The sequence below is a fragment of the Streptomyces sp. NBC_00354 genome (assembly GCF_036106915.1).
Classification (GTDB): Bacteria; Actinomycetota; Actinomycetes; order Streptomycetales; family Streptomycetaceae; genus Streptomyces.
On record NZ_CP107983.1, the window covers coordinates 1,517,128 to 1,541,454 of the forward strand.

19 protein-coding genes are annotated in these 24,327 nt (G+C 72.5%); 9 read left to right on the forward strand and 10 right to left on the reverse strand.

Translation table 11 applies throughout. From position 1 onward, the window contains the following. Positions 1 to 80: 80 nt before the first annotated feature. The gene (locus tag OHT74_RS07045) at positions 81 to 743 is read right to left on the reverse strand and encodes a DUF4328 domain-containing protein (RefSeq protein WP_328619739.1); all 663 of its coding nucleotides are present in this window, start codon (positions 741 to 743) and stop codon (positions 81 to 83) included. A gap of 129 nt (positions 744 to 872) precedes the next feature. On the opposite strand from OHT74_RS07045, the gene OHT74_RS07050 reads away from it, so the two are divergent. Further along, entirely contained in the window at positions 873 to 1,556 is a 684-nt protein-coding gene (locus OHT74_RS07050; RefSeq protein ID WP_328619740.1) for an alpha/beta fold hydrolase, read from the forward strand. Positions 1,557 to 1,670: 114 nt separating this feature from the next. Here the strand turns inward: OHT74_RS07050 and OHT74_RS07055 are convergent, their stop codons facing one another. The 5 genes from OHT74_RS07055 to OHT74_RS07075 all read right to left on the reverse strand — a co-directional run bounded on the left by OHT74_RS07055 (position 1,671) and on the right by OHT74_RS07075 (position 9,153). Continuing rightward, entirely contained in the window at positions 1,671 to 4,694 is a 3,024-nt protein-coding gene (locus OHT74_RS07055; RefSeq protein ID WP_328619741.1) for an alpha-mannosidase, read from the reverse strand. An 86-nt stretch (positions 4,695 to 4,780) separates the two neighbouring features. Beyond that, entirely contained in the window at positions 4,781 to 5,674 is an 894-nt protein-coding gene (locus tag OHT74_RS07060) for a carbohydrate ABC transporter permease (protein ID WP_328619742.1), read from the reverse strand. Then, positions 5,671 to 6,606 carry a carbohydrate ABC transporter permease gene (locus OHT74_RS07065; RefSeq protein WP_443047299.1) on the reverse strand — a complete coding sequence of 312 codons (936 nt, stop codon included), beginning with the start codon at positions 6,604 to 6,606 and terminating at the stop codon, positions 5,671 to 5,673. Before OHT74_RS07065 ends, OHT74_RS07060 begins: the two co-directional genes overlap by 4 nt. Further along, positions 6,603 to 7,937 (reverse strand): ABC transporter substrate-binding protein, encoded by a 1,335-nt coding sequence (locus tag OHT74_RS07070; protein ID WP_328619743.1) that lies wholly within the window; start codon positions 7,935 to 7,937, stop codon positions 6,603 to 6,605. The genes OHT74_RS07065 and OHT74_RS07070 overlap by 4 nt, the downstream gene beginning before the upstream one ends. An 850-nt stretch (positions 7,938 to 8,787) precedes the next feature. Then, positions 8,788 to 9,153 (reverse strand): hypothetical protein, encoded by a 366-nt coding sequence (locus tag OHT74_RS07075; protein WP_328619744.1) that lies wholly within the window; start codon positions 9,151 to 9,153, stop codon positions 8,788 to 8,790. Positions 9,154 to 9,340: 187 nt separating this feature from the next. On the opposite strand from OHT74_RS07075, the gene OHT74_RS07080 reads away from it, so the two are divergent. Further along, positions 9,341 to 9,823 (forward strand): universal stress protein, encoded by a 483-nt coding sequence (locus OHT74_RS07080; RefSeq protein WP_328619745.1) that lies wholly within the window; start codon positions 9,341 to 9,343, stop codon positions 9,821 to 9,823. Positions 9,824 to 9,845: 22 nt separating this feature from the next. Here the strand turns inward: OHT74_RS07080 and OHT74_RS07085 are convergent, their stop codons facing one another. Continuing rightward, the gene (locus tag OHT74_RS07085) at positions 9,846 to 10,781 is read right to left on the reverse strand and encodes a serine/threonine dehydratase (protein ID WP_328623269.1); all 936 of its coding nucleotides are present in this window, start codon (positions 10,779 to 10,781) and stop codon (positions 9,846 to 9,848) included. Positions 10,782 to 10,832: 51 nt separating this feature from the next. Continuing rightward, positions 10,833 to 11,477, reverse strand: a complete 645-nt coding sequence (locus OHT74_RS07090; RefSeq protein WP_266661659.1) for a TetR/AcrR family transcriptional regulator — start codon at positions 11,475 to 11,477, stop codon at positions 10,833 to 10,835. A gap of 178 nt (positions 11,478 to 11,655) precedes the next feature. Here OHT74_RS07090 and OHT74_RS07095 point away from each other — a divergent pair, with 178 nt between their 5' ends. The 7 genes from OHT74_RS07095 (at position 11,656) to OHT74_RS07125 (ending at position 21,700) form a co-directional block, all read left to right on the forward strand. Next, positions 11,656 to 13,338 (forward strand): ricin-type beta-trefoil lectin domain protein, encoded by a 1,683-nt coding sequence (locus tag OHT74_RS07095; RefSeq protein ID WP_328619746.1) that lies wholly within the window; start codon positions 11,656 to 11,658, stop codon positions 13,336 to 13,338. A 204-nt stretch (positions 13,339 to 13,542) separates the two neighbouring features. Next, positions 13,543 to 15,873 carry an alpha-N-acetylglucosaminidase gene (locus OHT74_RS07100; RefSeq protein WP_328619747.1) on the forward strand — a complete coding sequence of 777 codons (2,331 nt, stop codon included), beginning with the start codon at positions 13,543 to 13,545 and terminating at the stop codon, positions 15,871 to 15,873. A 222-nt stretch (positions 15,874 to 16,095) separates the two neighbouring features. Then, on the forward strand, positions 16,096 to 16,482 hold the full coding sequence (locus OHT74_RS07105) for a hypothetical protein (RefSeq protein WP_328619748.1): 387 nt from the start codon (positions 16,096 to 16,098) through the stop codon (positions 16,480 to 16,482). Continuing rightward, complete coding sequence (locus tag OHT74_RS07110) at positions 16,475 to 17,509, forward strand: polyprenyl synthetase family protein (protein WP_328619749.1); 1,035 nt, start codon at positions 16,475 to 16,477, stop codon at positions 17,507 to 17,509. Before OHT74_RS07105 ends, OHT74_RS07110 begins: the two co-directional genes overlap by 8 nt. A gap of 130 nt (positions 17,510 to 17,639) precedes the next feature. Continuing rightward, positions 17,640 to 18,821 (forward strand): oxygenase MpaB family protein, encoded by a 1,182-nt coding sequence (locus OHT74_RS07115; RefSeq protein WP_266661669.1) that lies wholly within the window; start codon positions 17,640 to 17,642, stop codon positions 18,819 to 18,821. Positions 18,822 to 18,978: 157 nt separating this feature from the next. Further along, positions 18,979 to 20,583: a molybdopterin-dependent oxidoreductase gene (locus tag OHT74_RS07120; RefSeq protein WP_266661671.1), complete on the forward strand. Its 1,605-nt coding sequence runs from the start codon at positions 18,979 to 18,981 to the stop codon at positions 20,581 to 20,583. Positions 20,584 to 20,629: 46 nt separating this feature from the next. Beyond that, positions 20,630 to 21,700: an alpha/beta hydrolase gene (locus OHT74_RS07125; RefSeq protein WP_328619750.1), complete on the forward strand. Its 1,071-nt coding sequence runs from the start codon at positions 20,630 to 20,632 to the stop codon at positions 21,698 to 21,700. On the opposite strand, the gene OHT74_RS07130 is transcribed toward OHT74_RS07125, so the two are convergent. Together OHT74_RS07130 and OHT74_RS07135 are read right to left on the reverse strand one after the other, a co-directional pair. Further along, a complete protein-coding gene (locus tag OHT74_RS07130; protein ID WP_328619751.1) occupies positions 21,701 to 22,957 on the reverse strand; it encodes a cytochrome P450 family protein in 1,257 nt (418 codons plus the stop codon). It abuts the gene before it with no gap. A gap of 83 nt (positions 22,958 to 23,040) precedes the next feature. Further along, entirely contained in the window at positions 23,041 to 24,291 is a 1,251-nt protein-coding gene (locus tag OHT74_RS07135; protein ID WP_328619752.1) for an Ig domain-containing protein, read from the reverse strand. Between the last annotated feature and the right edge of the window lie 36 nt (positions 24,292 to 24,327).

The window sequence follows — 24,327 nt, forward strand, 5'->3', positions numbered from 1 at the left end:
GGGGGCGGGCTTGCGGGGGGCCTGCCGGGCCGGGATTTCCCGGGGTCAGGGGCCCGGCCGGGCGAGGGCTGTGGCGGAGTTCACGCCCGTGACTGCATCGCCGAGAGCCTCCGTACGAAGACGACGGCGAGACCGGCCGCCACGGCGTAGACCAGGTCCGACGCCATGCCGACCAGCACCGCGTCGCGCAGCCCGGCCTCCGTCAGGGCCTTGTCGCCGATCCGGTTGGAGGCCAGCGAGAGCAGCATCGCCGCGCCGAACGCGCCGGACCAGGCGGTGACGGGAACCGGGGAGACGGACGCGCCGACGCCGCGGGGCGGCTTCGGCGCACTGGCCGTCCACATGCGCGTGGCGATCCCGTGGGCGAGGACGGTCCAGCCGACGAACGGGATGAACCAGATGCCGATCGCCCAGCCCGCGCCCCGGCGGAACACTTCGGGAGCGAAGACACCCGCGTTCACCCGGACCCGGTGGAACCAGACGATGAACACCACGGCCGTGGGCACCATCACCAGCAGCGCCAGGCCCATCGCCATCGAGAACAGGCGCCAGGACGGCTCCGGATCCACGGCGCCGCCGAGCGCCTCGTACCGGTTGAGCCCGGCGGCCAGCATGAGCGTGCGGGTCGCTGCGCACACGCCCAGCAGCACGGTCAGCGCGGTGGCCAGGCCCTTGGGCGAGCGGAGCAGCGAGCGTACCGGGGGCGCGCCGAGCGGGGGCAGCGATCTGGTACCGAAGGACATGACGAGGAACCCCCACGGGCGCACGGTGACATGAAGAAGCCCGCCGACGGGGGCGGGCAGCCAGGAACATACTTCACCGGCGCGACCCCGTCCACGCCGTTCCGCGCGGCTGCCCGTACGCTCGGCCGGATGGCAGAAGACCTCACCGTGACGGTGAACGGAGTCCGGCTGGCATACCAGGCGGCGGGGGCCGAGGGCGGCCCGCCCGTTGTCCTGCTGCATGCGCTGGGCGAGCGCGCCGCGGACTGGGAGCGCGTACGGGACGCACTCGCGCGGGACCGGCACGTGTACGCCCTCGACCTGCGCGGGCACGGCCTGAGCGACCGGCCGGCGCAGTACTCGCCGGAGCTGATGCGGGACGACGTCCTGGGCTTCCTGGACGCCCTGGGGCTCGACAGTGTCGACCTGGTCGGGCATTCCCTGGGCGGCGTCGTCGCGTACCTGGTCGCCGCGGAGCAGCCGCGCCGGGTCGGCCGGCTCGTACTGGAGGACGCCCCCGCGCCGCTCCCCCGCATCTCCGCCGCCCCCGTACGACCCGAGGGGGAGCTGGACTTCGACTGGGCGATGGTGCTCGCCGTCAGGGCGGAGCTCGACCGGCCCGATCCGGCGTGGCTGACCGGCCTGGAGCGGATCAGCGCCCCCACCCTCGTCATCTACGGCGGCCCCACGAGCCACCTCGCTGCCGCCTCCTTCGACGAGATCGCCGCCCGCATCCCCGACGCCCGCCTGATCACCCTCCCGTACGGACACCTGATCCACGCGGCGGCGCCCGAGGAATTCACGGCGGCCGTCTCGGCGTTCCTCGCCGCATGACTCGGGAAGCGGAGTTCACCCGCCGCCGGCCGGCCGGTGAAGGCCGAGGCCTACCGGGCCGCGGTCACCGTGCCGGGCCCCGGTCCGGGTGACCGGACCGGGGGCTGGCGGGGATCAGCGGCGGTGGAGGCGGACCGTGACGATCTGGAACGGACGCAGGGTCAGGGGGACCGCGCCCGACCGGGTGGGGGCGCCGACCGCCGTGCCCGACAGCGGGCGTTCCAGGAGGTCGCTCTCGACCGCCGCCGAGAGCGGGAAGCCCGCCGTCAGGACGGCCGTCGCGCGGCCCCCGCGGGACTCGTAGAGGCGGACGACCACGTCGCCGCTGCGGTCCTCCGCCAGTTTGACCGCCTCGACCACCACCGCGTCGTTGTCCAGTGTGAGCAGCGGGGCGACCGGAGCCGCCCCGGACACCACCCGTTCCGGCAGGTTGAGCGCGTGGCCCTCGCGCACCGCGTCCCCGATCCCCGCGCCCGGGGCCAGCGAGAACCGCAGGGTGTGGGCGCCCTGGTCGGTCTCCGGGTCGGGGTAGCGCGGGGCCCGCAGGAGGGAGAGGCGGACCGTGGTGGTCTGGCCCCCGTCCGGCCGCATGTCGCGGGTCACGTCGTGGCCGTACGTGGAATCGTTGAGGACCGCCGTCCCCCACCCCGGCTCCTCCACGTGGATCCACCGGTGCGCGCAGATCTCGAACTTGGCGGCCTCCCAGGAGGTGTTGGTGTGGGTGGCGCGGTGGACGTGCCCGAACTGGGTCTCCGAGGCGGACCGTTCGGCTTTCACGTCCAACGGGAAGGCGGCCTTGAGGAACTTCTCCGTCTCGTGCCAGTCCACCTCGGTGACCATGTCCACCGTCTTGGCCCCCGCCCGCAGTGTGATCGACTGGACCACCGTCGACCGGCCGAAGGAGCGGGCGACGCGGACCGTCACCGCGTCCGGCCCGGTCTGCGCCACCTCCAGCGCGTCCGACTCCACCAAATCCGTCACGCTGTTGCGGTAGAACGCATCGATGTCCCACGCGTCCCACATGTTCGGGAAGTCGGGGTGGATCTGCAGCAGGTTCGCGGCCTGCCCCGGGGCCACCGCCTCCCGGCGCGCCTCCAGGTCGTACGCCGACACGATCAGCCCGCGGCCGTCGATCTCCACCAGCAGCCGCCCGTTGGCGAGGACGTGCCCGCCGCCGTGCCGCTCCTCGGCAGTGACGGGCTGCCCCGCCCCCTCCGGCAGGCCGGCGCCGCCCGCCGGGATGCCGCGCCGGGCGTGCGGGGCGCAGTTGAAGACGAGCTCCGCGGTGCCCTTCCCCGCCAGGGCCAGCTGCGCCGCCAGGGTGATCCCGCGCAGCTCCTCGCGTACGGCCGCGTACGTCGCGCGCGCCTCCCGGTGCACCCAGGCGATGGACGATCCGGGCAGGATGTCGTGGAACTGGTGCAGCAGCACGGTCTTCCAGATCCGCTCCAGGTCCTCGTACGGGTACCCGTACCCCGGCACCCGGACCGCGGCGGTGGCCGCCCACAACTCGGCTTCGCGCAGCAGCGATTCGCTGTGCCGGTTGCCCTGCTTGGTCTTGGCCTGCGAGGTGTAGGTGCCGCGGTGCAGCTCCAAGTACAGCTCGCCAGCCCAGACGGGCGCGTCCGCATACTCGGCGTGCGCCTTCTCGAAGAAGGCGTCGGGCCGCTCGATCTCGACGCGCGGGGAGCCTTCGAGGTCCCGCTGCCGCCTGGCCCGGGCCAGGTGCTCGCGGGTGGGGCCGCCGCCGCCGTCACCCCAGCCGAAGGGGGCCAGGGAGCGCGAACCCCGGCCCTTCTCCTGGTAGTTGCGGGCCGCGAGGGCCAGCTGGGTGCCGCCGAGGTCGCTGTTGTAGGTGTCGACGGGCGGGAAGTGGGTGAAGACACGGGTGCCGTCGATGCCCTCCCACCAGAAGGTGTGGTGCGGGAACTTGTTCACCTGCGACCAGGAGATCTTCTGCGTCAGGAACCACTTCGAACCGGAGAGCTTGACGATCTGCGGCATCGCGGCGGTGTACCCGAAGGAGTCGGGCAGCCAGACGTTGTGGGTCTCGATGCCGAACTCGTCCAGGAAGAACTTCTTCCCGTACAGGAACTGGCGGGCCATGGCCTCGCCGCCGACCATGTTGGTGTCGGACTCCACCCACATGCCGCCGACCGGTACGAACTGTCCGTCCGCGATCTTCTTCTTGACCCGCTCGAAGAGCTCGGGCCGGTGGGTCTTGATCCAGTCGAGCTGCTGCGCCTGCGACATGGCGAAGACGAACTCGGGGTGCCCGTCCATCAGGTTGACCATGTTGGACGCGGTGCGGGAGACCTTGCGGACCGTCTCGCGCAGCGGCCACAGCCAGGCGGAGTCGATGTGGGCGTGGCCGACCGCGCTGATCCGGTGCGCGGAGGCGTTGGCCGGGGCGGCGAGCACCCCGGCGAGCCGTGCGCGTGCGGCGGCCGCCGTCCCGGGGACATCGCCCAGGTCCACCGCGTCGAGGGCGGCGTCGATGGCGCGCAGGATCTCGTACCGCCGGGCGTCGGCCTCGCCGAGCTGCATCATCAGGTCGTAGAGGACTTCCAGGTCCTGGACGAGTTCCCAGACCTCGGTCTCGAAGACGGCGAGGTCCATCCGGGCGAGCCGGTAGAGGGGCTGGTCGCCGCTGGTCTGCCGGTCGCCCTCGTACGTCGCGGAGTGGTCGACCAGAACGGGGTTGGAGGCCGCCTCGACGTACCACTCGACCTGCTCGCCGCCGGCGGCGGAGTCGGCGACGCGCACCCAGTCGTTGTACGGGTTGAGGGCCTTGACCTCGCTGCCGTCGGCCCGGTGGACGAGTCCCTCGCACTGGAAGCCGGGCATCATCCGGTCGAAGCCGAGGTCGAGGACGGCCTCGACCGTACGGCCCGCCCAGGCTGCCGGGACGGTACCGGTGACCTTGAACCAGGTGGTTCCCCAGGCCGGGCCCCACGTCTCGCCGATCGCGCAGGGCCCGTACGCAGCCGCCAGACCCGCGGCGACCGGCACGGGCTCACCCGGAGCCTCCCAGCGCCCGATCTCCAGCGGGACCGGGCGGGAGTGGACGGCGGGCTTGATGCGCTCCTTGAGAACCCTGCGCAGGCGGTGTTCGGTGATGCTGCGGTCGTCGTGCATGACGGCTGCTCCAAGGGAGGGAGGTCGGGTGACGGCAGGAGGAGGGGCGGGCGTACGGGAGGGGCGGGCGGCCGAGGCGGGACGGCTCAGGTCTTGACGGCTCCCTCGCCCACTCCCTTGAAGAAGAAACGCTGGAGGGCGAAGAAGAGCAGCATCATCGGCAGGAGCGCCGCCATCGCGCCGGCGGCGATGATCCGCTGGTCGTTGGTGGTGCTGGCGCCGGCCAGGGTCTTCAGGCCGAGCTGGAGCGTGTAGTGGTCGCTGTTGGTGAGGACCAGCAGGGGCCAGAGGAAGTCGTCCCAGGCACCCATGAAGCTGGTGATGCAGACGACGGCCAGGGCCCCCTTGGCGGCGGGGAGGAAGAGACGGGTGAACCGGGTCCACTCGTCGGCGCCGTCCAGGACCGCGGACTCCTCCACCTCCTTGGGCACGGCGAGGAACGCCGAGCGCATGATCATGATGTTGAGGACGGAGACCGCGCCGGGGAGCCACACGCCGACGAGGGTGTCGACCAGGCCCATCTCGCGGACGGTCAGGAACATCGAGATCATCACGGACTCGAAGGGGAACATGAGGGTGGCCACGAGCACCGTGAAGACGCTCTTGCGGCCCTTCCAGCCGGCCCGGGAGAGGGCGTACCCGCCCATCGCGGCGAACAGCATGTTCGAGGTGATGGCGAGGACGGCCACCACGAGCGTGTTGCCGACGTACTGGAGCAGCGGGAACGAGTCGGCGACGAGGGCGTAGTTGCCGAGGGTGGGCTGCGAGGGCAGCACGCCGTCGTACACGTTCTCGGTACGGCCGCGGATCGACGTCAGGAACTGCCAGACGATCGGGCCGAGCATCACGACGAGCATCAGGATCAGCGTGGCGTACCGGGCGGCGAGCCCGATCCGGCGGCGCCTGCGGTCGGCGCCGGCGCGCGTCGCGGTACGTGCTGAGGCCGAGGCAGGTGGCGCGGTACGTGTCGCGGTGCTCACCTCTCGTCCCCCTTCGACAGGCGGCGGCCCAGCAGGCTGAAGACCAGGGTCAGCAGGAACAGCAGGATCGAGATCGCGGAGGCGTAACCCGTCTCGCCGGAGAATCCGAGGCCGACCTGCCGGATGAGGAACGGCAGGGTGCGTGCCCCGCCGCCGGGACCGCCGCTCTCGCCGCCGAGGATGTAGATCTCGGTGAAGACGCGCAGCGCGGAGATGGCGGAGAGCGTGCCGACCAGCAGCATCATCGGCTTCACCTGCGGGACGGTGATGCTGAAGAAACGGCGTACGGGTCCGGCCCCGTCGAGTGCCGCCGCCTCGTAGAGGGAGGCCGGCACGTTCCCGAGGGCGGCGAGGTAGAACACCATGTAGTAGCCGAGGCCCTTCCACACGGTCACGATCATCGCGGAGACCAGCAGCATGGTGCTGTCCGTCAGGAACGGGATCGGCTCCGAGACGATGCTCAGCCTCCGGAACACGGTGTTGACGAGCCCGTCGCTGCGCAGCACCCACTGCCAGATCAGGCCGACGACCACGGCCGAGGCGATCACCGGGGTGTAGAAGGCGGAGCGGAAGAACCCGATGCCGGGGATCTTCCCCTGGACGAGCACGGCGAGGGCCAGCGGGAGGAGGACCAGGCACGGCACCACGACCACCAGGTACAGCACGCTGTTGCCGGTGGCGGTCCAGAAGTCGGGGTCGGCGAAGGCACGGGTGTAGTTGTCGAAGCCGACGAAGGTGCCGCCGCGCAGGATCTGGGCGTCGGTGAAGGAGAGGATGACGGTGTTGACGAACGGCCAGAGGCTGAACAGCGCCACCATCAGCAGGCCGGGGGCGAGGAAGAGGTAGGGGGTCCACCAGCTGCGGTGGACCAGCCCGGTCTCGACCTCCATGGCCGCGAGGGCCTTGCGGCGCCGTCTGGCGGCGCGCGTCATTTCTGCGCCGACTTGGCGAGCAGCTGGTTCGCCTCCTCCTGGGCCTTGCGCACGGCCGTCTTCGGGTCCTGCTCGCCCTGGATCGCCTTCTGCATCTCGCGGACGACCGCGTCGCCGACCTGGTTCGACCACTGGACGGGGGTGTTGGCGTCGAGTGCGGCGCTCTTCAGCTGCTCGGCGCCGACCGCGCGGGCGACCGTCTCGGCGTCCTTGCCGTCGCCCCGGTCCGCGAAGCGCGGATCGGCGAGGCCCTGGGCGTTGGACGGGTAGATGGTCGCGTTCTTGGAGAACTCCACCTGGTTGGGGCCGTTGGTGACCCACTTGGCGAACTCGCTCGCCGCGTCGAGGTGTTCGGTGTCCTTCTTGATGCCGAGCGACTGGGCGTAGATGCCGATGTGGCCGAGCTTGCCGGTGACGGCCCCCGCCACCTGCGTGCCGGCGTAGACCTGCGGGGCGTTCTGCTTGATGTCCTTGACGAAGCCCGGGGAACCGGGTCCGAAGACGAGCTTGCCGCCGCCGTAGAGCTGGTTGATGTCGTCGGACTTGAGGAGGGACTCCTTGGGCATGGCGCCCTTGGCGTACAGGTCCTTCATCCGCTCGACCCACTCGACGGCCTTGGGGGTGTCGAAGACGAACCGGTCCCGCTTCTCGTTCAGGATCGGCACGCCCATCTTCTGCCAGTCCCCGGGCAGCCGGCCCTTGGGGTCGGCCATGAAGGCGGAGTACCGGCCGCCCGACGAGGCGGCGATCTTGTCGGCGTAGTCGAAGAACTGCTCCACGCTGGCCGGCGGTTGCGCCGGGTCCAGGCCCGACTTCTCGAAGAGCTCCTTGTTGTACGTGAGGATCTCCGGGGTCACGTACCAGGGATACGCATACACACCGTCGCCTTTCCCCGGGAGCTTGAACTGCTCCCACGCCCCGGGGACGTACTCCTTGGCGACCTCGGGGTCGAGCTTGGCGACGTCGGCGAGCAGGCCGCGGTCGCCGAGGAGCTGGAAGGAGTCGGTGGACAGGTTGACCACGTCGGGGAGGGCTCCGGCCTGGGCGTCGGCGACGAGCTTCTCGTTGTAGCCGTCGCCGGGCACGTCCTCCCATCTGACCTTGACCTCGGGGTACTTCTTCTCGAAGGCGTCGATGACGCCTTGGACGTACGCCGTGAACTTGGGCTTGAGCTGGAGGGTGCGGAAGGTGATCTCGCCGGCCACCTTGCCGCTCTTCTTCGCCTCCGGCACATCTGCGGCGCCCCCGCTCACTCCGCAGGCGGAGACCGAGAGGAGCGTGCCGGCCACGAGCGTGGCGATGGCTGTACGGGTCGCGTTCGAACGGGTCATCGTCGCCACCTTCAGGGGGAGTTCCGGCCTCACTGCCGGAGCGCGCAGCCCACGCTGACCCCACATCGCGATCGCGTCAATGCGGCCAAAGTCCCGATGGGCGGGTACCCGTAGGTCTCATATCACGACAGCGGGCCGACAGGCAGAGGAAACCCACAGAGTCAACACCGCAGCGACCTGCACTAATGCGCTTTAGTTGTTAACCGATCCGAAGTGATATCGATTCCATAACAAATCTGCTCCGGCGTCAGATGTTGACTTCTTATGGGCGGTTCGAGAGGCGACGCACTAATGCGGTTTACCAGAGGCCGCGCCAAAGCCCCTTACGCACTTCGGCTGCCTGGGTTCGGTCGGACGGTGCCAACCAGCAGGCGGACGACGCCCGACGTGGGGAAGCGCATACCGAGCCGACGCGCCGGACCACCCCCGATGCCGTTCTCGTCGCCGCCAGGTGCGGGTTGGCCGGGCCCCGACCCGGAAGGGGCCTGCTCATGGGCCCCGCGTGGGGATCCGGACAGCCGGGACCAGGCCCCTGCATCCCCGATGGACCCGCATGTCGATCTGTCCCAGGTGACCGTTCCTTTGGGGCTTCCCGGCAGTCCTTGTCTTTCCGGGGTGGGACGGTCGGTCAAGGGTGGCCGCAGGCCATCGCGCAGCGACGCGACCGCAGGGAGCGCCCTTGAGGGACCGGCCCGCACCGGAAGGACTATGGGACTGGCGGGAAACCCCCAACCCTCCCCGATCCCGATCAGTCAGCCACGGACCCCCGAAGTCACCGCCCCGCAGACCACCACCCGCCTCGCCCTCGCCCTCACCCCCGCCCCCGCCCCCGCCCGGCTCCACGAGGCCGCTACTTCATGCGGTACTCGACCTTCTCCGCGAGCTTGCCGTCCTTGAAGCAGAAGCGGAACACGGTCTCTTCCCCGTCCTTGCTGTCCGCGGCGGATATGTACCAGGAGCAGACGGTGCCCTCGGGTTCGGCCGGGCCGCCCGACTTCAGGGCGCCCTTGATGAAGCTCTCGCCGGACGGCATCTTGGCGCGGACCGCGTCCTCCGGGTCGCCGACGTTCACCGACCGGTAGACGCCGGGTTCGAGCATGGTCTTGCCGGCTGCGTCGACGACCTTCCCGACGCCGAAGACGAGTGCCGCAACGGCCGCGAGGCCGAGCACCAGCACCACTCCGCAGCCGATCAGACAGCCGTTGCGCTGCGCCACGTCCGTTCCTCCGTACCTTGCCGATCCTCGTTGACACCCAGACCTTCGCAAGCCACGGGGACCGAGCGCTGTCCTCCAAAGTCTTCGGCACCCGCAACGATCGTCGTTCGAGGTCAGGCCCCCTCGCCCGTGTATACAAGAGGAAAGGATGATACGGACGATACGGACGAAACAAGAGGAACCCACCGTGAGTGAGACCATCGAGCCTCTGATCGTCGTCGGCGTGGACGGTTCGAACCACTCGAAGGAAGCCCTGCGCTGGGCCGTCGCCCAGGCCAAGGCCATCGGCGGGCGGGTACACGCCGTCATGAGCTGGGAGTGGAACACCAATCCGTTCGCCCTGGGCACGAGCACGAACACGAGCACGGGCGCGACCACGGGCATGCAGGGCGATCCGGTCGGCGCCGAGGAGACGGCCCGCCAGAAGCTGGCGGACACCGTGGCCTCGGCGGTCGGCACCTCGCCCGGCGTCCCCGTCTTCCGCCGTGTCGAACAGGGCTCGCCGGCCCAGGTGCTGGTGGACGCCTCCAATGAGGCGGACCTGACGGTGGTCGGCACCCGGGGCTACGGCGGCTTCAAGGGCGCCCTGCTCGGCTCGGTCAGCCAGCAGGTGGTGCAGTACGCGGCAAGCACCGTGGTCGTCGTACGCGAGGGCGCGGACGAAGACTGACGCCCGCCCCCCTCCCCGACCGTCAGTTGCCGGGGGCCGTCAGGTCCCCGGGGTCGGTGTTCGCCCCGCACAGGACGACGGCCACCCGCTCGCCCAGCGGCTCGGGCGAATTCCGTACGGCCGCCAGGGCCGTGGCCGCGCCCGCCTCCACCACGATCCGGTGCTCCTCCCACAGAGCGCGCCGGGCTGCGGTGATCGCGGCGTCCGGGACCAGGACGGACCGTACGTTCTTCTCCTGCGCGGCAGCCAGCGCAGCAGCCGAGACCCGGGTGGCGCCCAGCGAGTCGGCGGCGACCGAGTCCACGGCCACATCGACGAGCCGGCCCGCCTCCAATGCCGCGTTCAGGGCCCGGCAGTTCTCCGGCTCGGCCGCGATCACCCGTACGCCGTGTTCGCGGGCCGCGGCGGCGACACCGGCGAACAGCCCGCCGCCGCCGACCGCGACGACCACGGTGTCCAGACCGGGCAGCCCGGCCCGGATCTCGTCCAGCAGGGTGCCCGCGCCCGCCGCGATGAGCGGGTGGTCGTACGCGTGGCTGCTCAGCGCGCCGCCGGCCGCCGCGAACTCCTCGCAGGCGGCCAGCGCTTCGGCGTACCGGTCGCCGACGAGCCGTACGTCGGCGCCGTAGCCGCGCAGCCTCTCCACCTTCACGCGGGGTGCGTTGGCGGGCAGGAAGACCGTGGCGGGGACGGACTGCGCGCGGGCCGCCCAGGCGCAGGCGAGGCCCGCGTTGCCGCCGGAGGCGATGGTGACGCCCGCGTCCGGGAGGGTGCCGGCCTCGCGGTGGGCGGCCAGGAAGTTGCGGGCGCCGCGGGCCTTGAAGGACCCGGTGTGCTGGAGGTACTCCAGCGCGTACCAGAGGCCCTCGGCGGCGGGCACCACCGCAACCGGGCGGACCGACCCGGATATCCGGTCGGCGGCTGCGCGTACGGCGGCGTAGTCGAGCTGCTGTTCCATGACGTCCATGACGGGGTCCCTTCGGGCGACTTCGGGCGACTTCGGGCGGCTTCAGGCGGCGGCAGGCCGGTTGGCCTCGATCAGCTGGCGCAGGGCGCCGTAGTACACCTCGTGGTCGGTCAGGGCCGGCAGTACGTCGGCCAGCCCGCCCGAGAGCACGGGGAACCGCTCCGGATCCAGCGCGGCGAGGGCCGCCCGCGAGGCGGCGGTGGCTCCGGCCGGATCCCGGTGGTCCACGAAGGCGGCGCTGCCGAGGGTGAGCAGGTACATACGGCGGTAGGCGGTCATCGCCTCGGCGGCGGTCATCCCGGCGGCCACGCTGTCGGCGAGCGCGGGCTCGACCAGCCGGGCCAGCAGCTGGCGGCCGAGCCAGGGGCGGCCGCCACGGAGCACCAGCAGCCCGGGGTGGGCGGTGAGCAGCCGGTAGAGGGCGGTGAACCGCAGCTCGGTGGCCTCGGCCCAGCCGGTCCCGGCCGGGATCTCGGGCAGCTGCCCGGCGAGGTGCTCGGTGCACAGGTCGAGCAGTCCGGCGAGGTCGGTGCAGCGGCGCTGGACGGTGGCGTGGGAGACCTCGAGCCGGTCTGCGAGGGCGCGGAAGCTCAGCGCGTTCGGCCCTTCCTCGTCGAGGAGGCGCAGGGCGGTGACGGCGATCGCGTCGGGCGTCGCGCGGTCCAGGGCGGCTGATCTCCTCGGCATGAGATACATCGTATCAGACGATGGAACATACGACGTATCGCCGCTGCCTCACCCCGATCGTGTGACGTCGACTACGGCCATATTGCTGGTCATTGAGCCATAACCATCGACTTATGTTGACAGCGGGTAGTCGCACCGCTGCACTGAGCGCACTGCAGCCCCACCTCAAGGAGTCTCCGTGCCGCCTCGCCTGCGTGCGTCGCTCCCCTGCCTGACCGCGGCCGCCCTGCTCGCCCTCTGCCTCGCCCCCGCCCCCGCGGCGGCCGAGCCCTACGCGACCTCGGACAGCCCGCTCGCGCTCACCCCGCCCATGGGCTGGAACAACTGGGCGCACTACATGTGCGACATCGACGAGGCCAAGGTGGTCGCGAACGCCGACGCACTGGTGTCCAGCGGCCTCGCCGCCAAGGGCTACGACACGGTGACCGTCGACGACTGCTGGATGACCAAGAGCAGGGACGCGGACGGCAGCCTGGTCGTCGACACGCAGAAGTTCCCGCACGGCATGGCCTGGCTCGGCGAGTACCTGCACGCCAAGGGCCTGAAGTTCGGCATCTACGAGGACGCCGGCTCCCTCACCTGCGAGCGCTACCCCGGCAGCGGCTCCCCCGACGGCGGCGGCCCGGACCACTACGCCCAGGACGCGCGGCAGTTCGCGTCGTGGCAGGTCGACTACGTCAAGATGGACGGCTGCAACCTGTGGGTGCCGCCCGGGAAGACGAAGGAGCAGGCGTACCGCGACGCGTACAACGCCGTCGCCGAAGGCCTGCGGGCGAGCGGCCGCGACATGGTGCTCTCGGCTTCCGCCCCCGCCTACTTCCAGCAGGGCGAGTGGGGCGGCTCCGACTGGCACAAGGTCCTCGGCTGGGTCGGCGAGACCGGCCAGCTGTGGCGCGAGGGCAAGGACATCAAGGTCTACAACGCGACCGCGCCCGCAACCTCCCGGTGGAGCTCGGTGCTGGGCAACTACGGCTACAACCGCTGGCTCGGCCGGTACGCGGGTCCCGGCAACTGGAACGACCCCGACTTCCTGATCGCGGGTGCCCCCGGGCTCACCGAGGCCGAGAGCCGCAGCCAGGTGGGCCTGTGGGCGATGATGGCGGCCCCGTTCATCCTGTCCTCCGACGTCTCGAAGCTCACCCCGGCCGGGCTGGCCGCCCTGGGCAACACCGACGTGATCGCGCTGGACCAGGACCCGATGGGCCGCCAGGGCGCGGTGCTCTCCGCCAACGCCACCTTCGAGGTGCTCGCGCGGCCGCTGGCGAACGGCGACCGCGCCGTCGCCGTGCTCAACCGGTCCGCCGGCACCCGGGACATCTCCGTACCGCTCTCCGACATCGGGCTGTACTCCTGCACGGTCGACGCCAAGGACCTGTGGAGCGGCAGGAGCACCGAAGTCTCGACCTCCCTGACGGGGAAGGTGGCGGCGCACGACACGGCGGTCTTCCGGCTCACCCCGCGCGAGGGGTGCGGCGCGGCCGTCCCGACCGGGCAGATCACCGGGAACGGCGCCCAGTGCGTGGACGGGGTCAACACCTCCGGGGTGGGCGCGGTGGTCCTTGCGCCGTGCACTGCGGCCGCCGACCAGCGCTGGGTCCTGGGGCCGGAGGCGAGCGTACGCCTGACCGGCAAGTGCCTGTCGGCGGGTGAGGACGGAGTCGTGGAACTGGCCGCCTGCGCGCCCGGCGAGCCGGGCCAGGGCTGGACGCACCGCCGGGACGGGGCGCTGGTCGAGGACGTGAGCGGGCTGTGCCTGACGGCTCCCGCCGCGGCCGCCACCCCGGACGCCGCGGCCGAGCGGCTGCGGCTGACCGACTGCGGCGAGCACCGTGTCGACCAGGCCTGGTCCCTGCCGGTCTGACGACCCGCCGGGGCTGCCGTCCGGGGCCGACCCCGGACAGCGCCCGGTCGGCGGCCCCGATCGCGCATCGGGCCACCGGCCCACGACGCAGGACGCACGACGCACGACGCACGACGCAGCACGACCAGACCGGACCCACGGGCCCCGGCACGGGACGAGGTCCGGATCAGACCGGGATCAGACCACGGATCGGTGACTCATCGGATGACGAACTCCCCGCCCCGGCGCCGGCGGCGCGCGCAGCTGCGCCGCCGGGCAGCCCTCGCCACGCTGCTGGCCCTGCTCTGCGCCGGCTCCCCCGCACTGGCCGACGTGGCCGACGCGGACCACGTACGAGGCCCCGCGCCCGCGCCCGTACGGGACCACGCGCGCGGCCCGGCACACCGCGGCTCCCCCGGCGCGTCGAAGCCCCGGGCCTTCGACGCCGGGCCCGCGCGGGCCGCGCTGGAGCGGCTGCTGCCCCGCCATGCCGCCCAGTTCACCCTCGTACCCGATCCGGCCGCCGGAGCCGACACGTTCACGGTGTCCGGCTCGGCCGGCGCCGTCACCGTGCGCGGGTCCACCGGCGCCACCCTGCTCACCGGTGTCGGCTGGTACCTCCAGCACATCGCCGGGGCCGACATCGGCTGGCCAGGCGACAGCATCGGCATGCTGCCCGCGCGGCTGCCCGCCGTGCCCGCGCCGGTCACCCGCAGCGCGCTCGTCCCGCACCGCTACGCCCTCAACGACACCGACGACGGCTACTCGGGCCCGTACCGCACCTTCGAGCAGCACCAGCGGCAGATCGACCTGCTCGCCCTGCACGGCATCAACGAGGTGTTCGTCCAGGCCGGCGCCGAGTACCCCTACTACCGGGCGCTCCAGGGCTTCGGCTACTCCGCCGCCGAGCTGCGCGAGTGGATCCCCGGCCCCGGCCACCAGAGCTGGTGGCTGCTGCAGAACCTGAGCGGATTCGGCGGCCCGGTCTCCGAGCGGCTGATGCAGGAGCGCGCCGAGCTCGGCGGGCGGATCGCCGAGCAGCTGCGCGGGCTCGGCATGACCCCGGTGCTGCCGGGCTACTTCGGCACGGTGCCGCCGGGGTTCGCCGCCCGCAACCCGGGCGGGACGACGGTGGCGCAGGGCGACTGGGCGGGCTTCGACCGGCCCGACTGGCTGGACCCGTCCTCGCCGGTGTTCGGGAAGCTGGCCGCCACGTACTACGCGGAGCAGCGCGCCGTGTTCGGGGACAGCACGATGTACCGGATGAGCCCGCTGCACGAGGGCGGGAAGGCGGGAAATGTCGACGTGAAGGCGGCCGCCGGCGCCGTCCAGTCGGCGCTGCACGCCGCGCACCCGGGCGCGATGTGGGCGGTGCTGGGCTGGCAGGACAGCCCGAAGGCGGAGCTGCTCGCCGGGGTGGACACCTCGAAGCTGCTCATCCTCGACGGGCTGTCCGACCGCTACAACCGCCTGGACCGCGAGGCGCGCTGGGGCGGGGCCCCGTACGCGATGGGCACGATCTACAACTTCGGCGGGCACACCACGATCGGCGCCAACTCCTCGGTGTGGATCGAGCGGTTCGGTCCCTGGCGGGCCAAGACCAAGAGTGCGCTGAAGGGCATCGCCTACCTGCCGGAGGCCACCGGCACCAACCCGGCCGCCTTCGACCTGTTCACCGATCTCGCCTGGGAGCCCGGGACGATCGACCAGCGCACGTGGTTCGCCGATTTCGCGGGCCGCCGGTACGGGCGGCCCGACAAGGAGGCGGCGGCCGCCTGGGAGGAGCTGCGCAAGGGCCCCTACAGCACCTCCTCGGGCCTGTGGTCGGAGTCCCAGGACAGCCTGTTCACCGCCCGGCCCGGCCTGACCGCGGTGGGCTCGGCGTACTGGAGCCCCAAGTCGATGCGCTACCCGGCCGATGCGGTCCGCCGGGCCCTGGACCACCTGCTCAAGGTGGATCCGAAGCTGCGCGGCTCCAGCGCCTACCGCTTCGACCTGGTGGACACCGCCCGGCAGGCCCTCGCCAACCACTCGCGGGTGCTGCTGCCGAAGATCAAGGCGGCCTACGAGGCCAAGGACCTGGCCCGGTTCCGCGAGCTGACCGGGCAATGGGCGGACGGGGAGCGGCAGTTGGATGCGATCACCGGTTCCGACCCGAACTTCCTGCTCGGCAACTGGCTCTCCGCGGCCCGCTCCTGGGGCGCGGACGAGGCCGAGCAGGACCGGTACGAGTACGACGCCCGCTCGATCCTGAGTGTGTGGGGCCGGCGCAGCACCAGCGAGGGCGGCTTCCTGCACGACTATGCGAACCGCGAATGGAGCGGACTGGTCGGGGAGTTGTACGCGCCCCGCTGGGCGGCCTACTTCGAGACGCTCGAGGAGTCACTGGTCCGGCGGGCGGCGCCCCGGGAGATCGACTGGCACGCGTACGAGGAGGACTGGGCCCGGCGCACCACCCGGCATCCGAGCGGGGCGAACGGCCCGAGCGGGGATCCGCACACCCTGGCCACGGCCGTCGCCACGGCCCTGAAGTCCTGGGAGGGGGGCGCCCGCTGACCTTCTACACCACCCGGCGCGGCGGCGGTCGGATCATGCTCTGATCATCACCCGCCCGTGGGAATCCCGGTACCCGTGCGAGGGAGAAACCCTCCTGCGGTTCGACGCACGGGACGGGCACTCGGTTGACTGTCCGGAACGATCAGGGGCGGCCGTCGGAGCATCCGGCGACCGCCCCTTCCGACGCCGTGACGGCCCGACGCCAGCAGGAGTGCACCGAGCATGTCCCAGACCGGACGCGAACGGCCCGGACAGCCCGGGCATCCCGCACAGCCCGGGCCGCAGGACGCCGCCCAGGACGCCACGCCCACCGGGGACCACGGGCCCGCCGGGGACCGCAAGCCCGCCGTGACCCTGGAGCTGCTGACGCTCCTCGCCGCCGGGGTCGCCGATCTGGCCCTCGACCAGTTACGGCAGTCCGCCGACCGGGCCCAGGACGTACTGCGCCGCCCCGACCTGCGGGACCTGCTCACGGACGGGGTCGTGGAACTGCGCAAGCGCGGCGAGCTGGCCACCCGCCGGGCGGGCGCGGGAACGGAGAACCACCTGGAGACCATGGCCCGGCGGGCCGCCGAGCGCGTCGCGGGCGAGGGCCACCCCCGTGCATGACCACACCGGCTTCAAGGAGCGCATCGACGAGGTGCTGGTCCGGCTGGCCGACGAGGAGGAACAGGCGCTGCTCGGGCTGCACGTCGAACTCTTCCCGCTGTCCGAGCAGTTGCGCCGCTCGCTGGCGGGCGGGAAGCGGATCCGGGCCGCGTACCTGTACTGGGGCTGGCGGGCGGCGGGGCAGCCCGACTGCGAGGGCGTGATCCGGGCCGCGGCCGCGATGGAGCTCGTCCACGCGGCCGCCTGCACCCACGACGACATCATCGACGACAGCCGGATGCGGCACGGCCGGCTCACCGCGCATGCCGCCTTCGCCGCCGCCGGACAGCGCTCCACCGCCCTCGCGATGATCCTCGGCGACCTGCTGATGGGGTACGCCGGACACGTCTTCAGCTCCTGCGGGCTGCCCGGCGCCTATCTGGCCCGGACCGTCCCCCTCTGGTCCACGCTGCTGCGCGAGACGATGGCGGGCGAGTTCCTGGAGGTGCTGCGCACCCGGGCGCAGCCGGCCCGGGAGCCTCAGGTGGCGGAGTCGCTGGAGGTGGCCCGCTTCAAGACGGCCAAGTACACCGTCGAGCGGCCGCTGCACCTGGGCGCCACCCTCGGCGGGGGATCCCGCGCCCTGCTGGATGCCTTCTCCGCGTACGGGCTCCCGCTCGGCGAGGCCTTCCAGCTGCGCGACGACCTGCTGGGCACCTTCGGTGACCCGGCCAGGACCGGCAAGTCGAACGTGGACGACCTGCGGGACGGCAAACCGACCGCGCTGCTCGCGCTGACCGTCGCGGCGGCCGGCGCCGACGACCGGCGGCTGCTCGCCAAGCTGGTCGGCCGGCCCGACCTTGCCGAGGAAGAGGCCGCGGCCGTACGTGAGTTGATGGAGCGCTGCGGGGCGCGGCAGCAGGTCGAGGACATGATCCGGGAGCGCATCGCCCGGGCCGCCGCCGCGCTGGACGCCGTGCCGATGCCCGCGGAGGCGCGGTCCGCGCTGTGCGAGCTCGCCGGAACCGCAGCCGAGCGCTCGCTGTAGCCGCGGGCGGCGCCCGGCCCACTGCCGTCGGCCCCCGACCCGCTCAGGCCTCCGGATCCCGCACCCCCGCCCCCGCTCGCGTACCCGCGCGCCCGCGCGCGCTCCCGAACAGACGAGAAGGACGAGTGAAGTGACCACCGCCAACACCGCCTCACCACGACCCCGTTACGACGACGCCGCCCTCGACGCCCTGTCCGCCCAGGGTGATCCGCTCGCCGACGAGACCGTCGCCGCGCTGTTCCACCGCAAGGAGGTGGGCGACTTCAACACGCTCATGCGGTTCTTCACCACCGCCGGGGACCCGCTCCCCGAGCGTCTCCCGGCCTCCGCGCGTGGCTACTTCGAGGCCACCGCCGTGCCCCCGGCCTGGGTCGACTGGGACGTCATGGAACAGGCCCGGCTGTTCTTCATGGACAACGCCGCCCACATCAACACCGGCCTGTCCTTCGCCGCGATGCCCGTCAGCTACGCCGTCCCCCGGATGGCCCGGCTGCTCTCCTCGACGCACTCGCTCGCGTACCCCTCCCGGCGGATGGCCAACACCGGCCAGTTCGTCACGTACCTCATGCGGACCGACTCCTTCGCGGAGGGCAGCAAGTTCATCCCTGCCGCGCAGAAGGTCCGGCTGCTGCACGCGGCGGTGCGCCACCACCTGCGCCACGGCGGCCACTGGGACGTCGAGCGGGACGGCCTCCCGATCTGCCAGGAGGACATGATCGCCGGGCAGACCTTCTTCTCGCTGCTGGTGCTCGACGCCATGCACCGGCTCGGCATCCACATGAGCGAGGAGGGCGCGGAGGCCTACTACTACGCCTGGCGGGTCGTGGCCGCCCTGCTGGGCTGCGACATGTCGGCCGTACCGGAGAACCTCGCCGAGGCCCGCGCGTACTGCGACCTCTACCTGCTGCGCCATCTCGGCCCCTCGCCGGAGGGAGTCGGCCTGGGCGCGCAGCTGCTGCGGCTGTACGAGGACGTGGTCCCCGGCACGCTCTTCGACCCCATGGTCCCGGCCACCGTCCGCTACCTGGTCGGCGACACCATCGGCGACTGGCTGGAGATCCCGCGCAGCCCCTGGGACTCGGCGGCCAAGGCCGTCCCCGTGTTCCTGGGGCTTCTGGAGACCATCGAGGACAGCAGCCCCTTCGCGGAGTGGGCGCTGGACAAGGCGGGCTCGCTGCTCGCCGGCTTCGAGCTGTCCGCGCTGACCCGGGGCCGGGTCATGCACCACGCCATCCCGGCCGAGCTGAAAGCCGAGTACGGGGTGAAGGCGCCCCGCACCGGGCGCTGGGTGCCGCCGGCGCCGGTGCACTGACCCGGACGGGGCCGAACGGGCGCGGCCGGGCGCGGGCCCGCCCGGGTCGGAGTGACACTGGAGCCGGCGGGCGGGTCCCCTCCCGTACCGGCGCCCGACACCCGGTATCCGGTGTCCGGCACCCGGTATCCGGCTTCGCGGCGGACGGTGACTGCGCATGACCCGTGTGAAGGCAGACCTGGGGCGGCGGCGCCGCATCCTGGGCGGTGCCGTCTGCGGGCTGGTCGCCGCCTGCGCGGGACTGGCCGTGGCGGAGCTGGCTTCGGCGGCCGTCCGGCCGGAATCCTCCCCGATCACCGCGGTCGGCGGAGCCGTCGTCGACCGTACGCCGGTCGGCGTCAAGGAATGGGCGATCCGGGAGTTCGGCACCGCCGACAAGCTGCTGCTGGCCCTCGGGATCATCGTCGTGCTGGGTGCGGTCGCCGCCCTGGCCGGGGTGCTCGCCGTACGGCACCTGCCCGCCGGGATCGTGCTCGCCGGCTGTTTCGGGCTGGTCGGGGCGGTGGCCGCGCTCAGCCGGCCGGAGGCGACCTGGCGTGACGCACTGCCGTCGCTGGTGGGCGGGCTGGCCGCCGCCGGGGTGCTGTTCCTGCTGGTCCGCGCGCTGACCGGGCCCCGCCCGGTGGGCGCGCCGCCGGGCGGGGCCTGGTCGGTCGACCGGCGCGGCTTCGGCCGGCTGGTCGCCGCGGCCCTCGTGGCCTCGGCCGGGATCGGGTACGCGGGGCGCCGGCTCGGCGCGTACGGCTCGGCGGGGGCCACGGCATCCCGGGCGGATCTGGTCCTGCCGAAGCCGGCCGTGCCCGCGCCGCCCGTCCCGCCCGGCGCGGACCTGCGGGTGCCCGGGATCTCCCGGTTCATCACGCCCAACCGGGACTTCTACCGGGTGGACACCGCCCTGGTCGTCCCCCGGGTGGACGCGGACACCTGGCGGCTGCGCATCCACGGCGAGGGCGTCTCGAACCCGCTCGAATTCGGGCTGCGCGAGCTGCTGGCCCGGCCGCTCGTCGAGCACGACATCACCCTCTGCTGCGTGTCGAACGAGGTCGGGGGCCCGTACGCGGGCAATGCCCGCTGGCTCGGCGTGCGCCTGGCCGACCTGCTGCGCGAGGCGGGGGTCCGGCCGCCCTCGCAGGGCGGTCCGGCGGACCAGCTCGTGGCGCGCTCGGTGGACGGGATGACGATCGGCACGCCCGTCGAGACGGTGATGGACGGCCGGGACGCGCTGCTGGCCGTCGGGATGAACGGCGAGCCGCTGCCCTTCGCGCACGGCTTCCCCGTACGGATGGTCGTACCGGGCCTGTACGGGTACGTCTCGGCGTGCAAATGGCTGCGCGAGCTGCGGCTGACGACCTTCGCGGCGTACGACGCGTACTGGGTGCGCCGGTCCTGGGCGCAGCAGGCCCCGGTCAAGACCCAGTCCCGGATCGACACCCCGCGCCCGTCCGCCGAGCCGGAGGAGGGCCGGGTGGCGGTGGCCGGGGTGGCATGGGCGCAGCACCGCGGGATTTCCCGGGTCGAGGTACGGGTCGACGCGGGCCCGTGGCACGAGGCCCGGCTGGGGGCCGCGGACGGCAACGACACCTGGCGGCAGTGGGTGTGGGTGTGGGAGGCGACCCCCGGCGCACACAGGCTGGAGGTCCGCGCCACGGACGGCACGGGCGCCGTCCAGACGGGCGTGCGCACCGGGACCGTCCCCGACGGGGCGACCGGGTGGCACTCGGTGTCGGTGCGTGTCCGCCCCGCCTCCCGGAGGAAGGGATGATGCGGACACCCTGGGAAACCGACCCGCACGTCAGGAGCCGGCCCTCGTGGAGCTGACCAGTACGTCGTTCCTCGTCACACTGATCGCCGTCACCGCGCTCGCCATGCTCGCCGCCCTGCTGCTGTGGAACCGGATCCCGGGACCCGGGTGGGTGCGGTGGCCCGTGCGGGTGCTGATGATCGGGCTGTGCCAGCTGACGTCCATCGCGGTGATCGCGACCTGGATCAACGGCAGCTACGGGCTCTACTCCTCCTGGAACGACCTGCTGGGCACGGAGAACGTGCAGAACTCCTCGGCGATGACGGGGCCGCCGCTGGGCCGGGCCAAGTTCACGCAGGGCGGCGACGGTACGCAGACCACCTATTTCCGCGGCTCGCATTCGAAACTCGCCGGGCAGGTGATCGTGTGGACTCCGCCCGAGTACCGGGCCCCGGGCGCGCAGAAGACCCGGTTCCCGGTGCTGATGCTGCTGCACGGGTATCCGGGCTCGCCCCGGACCTGGATCGACCTGGGCAACATGCCCGGTGCGCTGGAGCAGCTGGTCCGGCTGGGCGCGGCGCACCCGTTCATCCTCGTGATCCCGGAGATCTACCCGGGCGGGGTGAACACGGACTGCAGCAACACGCCGACGCGGAAGGTGGCCGGCTGGCTCGCGGAGGACGTGCCGGACCTGGTCGCCAAGAACTTCCGTACCCTGCGCGAGCCCGGCGGCTGGGGGGTGATGGGCGTGTCGACCGGGGCGTTCTGCGCGGCCAAGCTGCCGCTGCAGTACCCCAAGGTGTTCCGGGCGGGCGCGGCCCTGGACCCGGACCCGCTGGCGGGAGACCCGGAGGTGCTGGCCGACCCGGCCCTGCGCGAGCGCAACAGCCCCCTGTGGCTGGTCCGGCAGGCCAAGCGGGCCGACGTCGGGCTGTTCCTGGCCACCTCGGCGCAGGACAAGGACAGCCCGCCGCAGCAGCTGGAGGCCTTCAGCCGGGCCGCGGCGGGCAGCGGGGTCCGGGTGAGGACCCTCGTCCGCCCGGCCGGCGGCCACAACTTCCAGACCTGGACCGGGATGTATCCGGAGGCGCTGGGCTGGCTGAGCACGGAGCTCCCGCCGCCCGGAGACGGCCGGTAGCTACGGCCGGGTCAGGCGGACGGGCAGGGAGTCGACGCTGTTGCCGATGAAGCTGCGCTGGTGCGGGAGTTCGGGCTCGGGGACGGCGAGGTCGAGGTCCGGGAAGCGGGTGAAGAGCCGCTCCAGGGCGATGACGGCCTCGAGGCGGGCGAGCGGGGCGCCGACGCAGTAGTGCGCGCCGTGCCCGAAGGAGAGGTTGCGGGCAGCGGTGGGGCGGGTGATGTCGAAGCGGTCGGCGTCCGGGCCGTGGAAGGCCTCGTCGCGGCCGGCCGCGGTGTAGCCGGCGAGGACCGGGGTGCCCTGCGGGATCACGGTCCCGTCGACGGCCAGGTCGCGGGTGGGGTACCGGAACGGGAACCAGCTGACCGGTCCGTCCCAGCGCAGGGTCTCGTCGACCACGTCGGACCAGGTGGCCTTGGACTCCTGCACCAGGGCGAGCTGGTCGCGGTGGGTGCACAGGGCGCGGACGGCGTTGCTGATCAGGTTGAGGGTGGTCTCGTGGCCGGCGACGAGCATCAGGCGCATGGTGCCGATGAGTTCGGCCTCGCTGAGCCGGTCGCCGTCGCCCTCGCGGGCGGCGATCAGCGCGCTGGTCAGGTCGTCGCCCGGCTTCTCGCGGCGGGCGGCGGCTATCGTGCCCATCAGCTCGACGAGCTCCCGTACGGCGGCCATCGCCTCGGCGGGGGTGGTGTCGGTGGCGATGATCACCGTGTGGGACAGGTGGTGCAGCCGGCCCCGGTACTCGGGGTCCACGCCGAGCAGCTCGCAGATGACGCTCATCGGCAGTGGCAGGGCGAAGTGGGCGCGCAGGTCCGCGACACCGTCGGGGGCCTCGGCAGCGGCCCGGCCGAGGTCGTCGAGGAGCCCGGCGGTCAGCTCCTCGATGCGTGGCCGCAGCCGCTCCACCTGGCGGGCGGTGAAGGCGTTGCCGACCAGGGAGCGCAGCCTGCGGTGGTCGGCGCCGTCGGAAGTGTGCATGCCCTGGGCGTTGGCGAACGCCCGCAGCGGCCAGTTCGGCGGGATGGTGCCGTCGTGCAGGGACGGGAAGTGCCGGGCGTCCTTGGCCGCGTCGGGGTGGGCGAGGAACTCCTTCAGCGCTTCGTGCCCGAGGACGACCGCCCCGGGGACCCCGCCGGGCAGGACGACGTCCGCCACGGAGCCCTGGGCGCGCAGCCGGGCGTTGAGGGCGTGCGGGCAGCCGCCGGCGGGGTCGATGACGTACGCGGGCGCGGGCGCGGGTGCGTTGTCGGGTGACAAGCGGGTTCTCCTGACCGTATGGACGAAACTCGGCCAACAGTGCGGCCTGGAGGCCGGGTTGTACAAGTCCGCCCTGTCCGGGGTCAGAACCAGGTGAGGGTGAGGGGGAAGGCGGTGCTCGCGGTGGCCCCGGTGGAGTCGGTTGCGGTCACCGTGACCTGCACGGTGCCGCTGCCCCAGGGCTTGCCGGTGATACGGCCGGAGGCGGTGTCGAGGGCCAGGCCGAACGGCAGGCCGGCGGCAGCGAAGCGGACGGGCGGCTTGCCGCCGGTGGCGGTGAGCCGGATGGTGCAGGACTGGTTGAACTTGCAGGTCTGCGGGCCGGGGTCGGCGACCTTCAGATCGCCCGGGCCGGGCGTGGCGGTGGGCGTGGGGGTGGGAGTGGGGGTGGGCGTGGGCGTCGGTGTGGTGCCGCAGCCCGGGGTGACCTCCGGGGGCAGCGGGACCCGCCAGATCTGGGTGTCGTTCTCCGATCCGACGAGCAGGCTGGTGCAGTCCGCGTACGTGACGGTCTCGCCCTGGGACTGGGCGGGCAGGGCGACGTCCGCGAGCTTGGTGCCCGCGGTGTCGTACACGGTGGCGGTATTGGCGCCGAGCGGCCCGCCGCTGCGCAGGGTGTACGAGGCGCCGGACGGCGAGAACGCGCCGTCGGTGGCGAAGACCGGACCCGGGCGGACCGCGGTGAGGGTGTTGACCTGCCCGGTCAGCGGGGGAAGCGGGGCCTTGTACAACTGACCGGCCGCGCCGATGAGTTTGCTCGCGACGTAGAGCTGCCCGGTGACGGGGTCGGTGAGCAGGGACTCGGCGTCGTGCCTGCCGTCCGCGTAGGCGAAGCGGTACGTCACCGGCGTGACGGTGGTATCGGCGAGCTGCTCGGGCTCGGCGAAGGCGTGCACGGTGATCTCGGCGCGCCCGCTGAAGTTGTCGCCGATGTCGCCGACCAGGATGGCCGGAAGGCCGGCCGCGTCCTTGCCGAGGGCCAGCCCCTCCCAGTCGGTGTTGCCGACACCGGAGACGGTGTACGTGGCCCGGAGCCGGCCGGTCGCCGTGGTGCAGTCGACGGCGAAGACCTGGTTGGTGTTGCCGCTGTCGTTGACGGCGTAGAACACGCCGGGGTGCTTGCGGCTCATGGCGAGTCCACTGAGCTCGGCCAGGCCGCCGGGGAGCGTGCACTTCTTCTCCGGAGCCAGGGCCGCGGCGGGAGCGGGCGCGGAGGCGGGCAGGCCGGCCGGGGCGGCGGTGGCACTGGCCATCCAGACGGCCGCCGGGAGGAGCGTGGCGAGGGCCGCGGTCGCGAGCGCGGCGGCCCGTGGGGGCGTGAGGAGTCGGGACATGCACACAATGTGATGGCACGTCAGGCACCTCCGCCA

Excerpts from the sequence above, each read along its gene's own strand:
- OHT74_RS07045 (WP_328619739.1), bottom strand. The coding sequence starts at position 743 with ATGTCCTTCGGTACCAGATCGCTGCCCCCGCTCGGCGCGCCCCCGGTA.
- OHT74_RS07050 (WP_328619740.1), top strand. The coding sequence starts at position 873 with ATGGCAGAAGACCTCACCGTGACGGTGAACGGAGTCCGGCTGGCATAC.
- OHT74_RS07055 (WP_328619741.1), bottom strand. The coding sequence starts at position 4,694 with ATGCACGACGACCGCAGCATCACCGAACACCGCCTGCGCAGGGTTCTC.
- OHT74_RS07065 (WP_443047299.1), bottom strand. The coding sequence starts at position 6,606 with ATGACGCGCGCCGCCAGACGGCGCCGCAAGGCCCTCGCGGCCATGGAG.
- OHT74_RS07070 (WP_328619743.1), bottom strand. The coding sequence starts at position 7,937 with ATGACCCGTTCGAACGCGACCCGTACAGCCATCGCCACGCTCGTGGCC.
- OHT74_RS07085 (WP_328623269.1), bottom strand. The coding sequence starts at position 10,781 with ATGGAACAGCAGCTCGACTACGCCGCCGTACGCGCAGCCGCCGACCGG.
- OHT74_RS07090 (WP_266661659.1), bottom strand. The coding sequence starts at position 11,477 with ATGCCGAGGAGATCAGCCGCCCTGGACCGCGCGACGCCCGACGCGATC.
- OHT74_RS07100 (WP_328619747.1), top strand. The coding sequence starts at position 13,543 with ATGACGAACTCCCCGCCCCGGCGCCGGCGGCGCGCGCAGCTGCGCCGC.
- OHT74_RS07105 (WP_328619748.1), top strand. The coding sequence starts at position 16,096 with ATGTCCCAGACCGGACGCGAACGGCCCGGACAGCCCGGGCATCCCGCA.
- OHT74_RS07120 (WP_266661671.1), top strand. The coding sequence starts at position 18,979 with ATGACCCGTGTGAAGGCAGACCTGGGGCGGCGGCGCCGCATCCTGGGC.
- OHT74_RS07135 (WP_328619752.1), bottom strand. The coding sequence starts at position 24,291 with ATGTCCCGACTCCTCACGCCCCCACGGGCCGCCGCGCTCGCGACCGCG.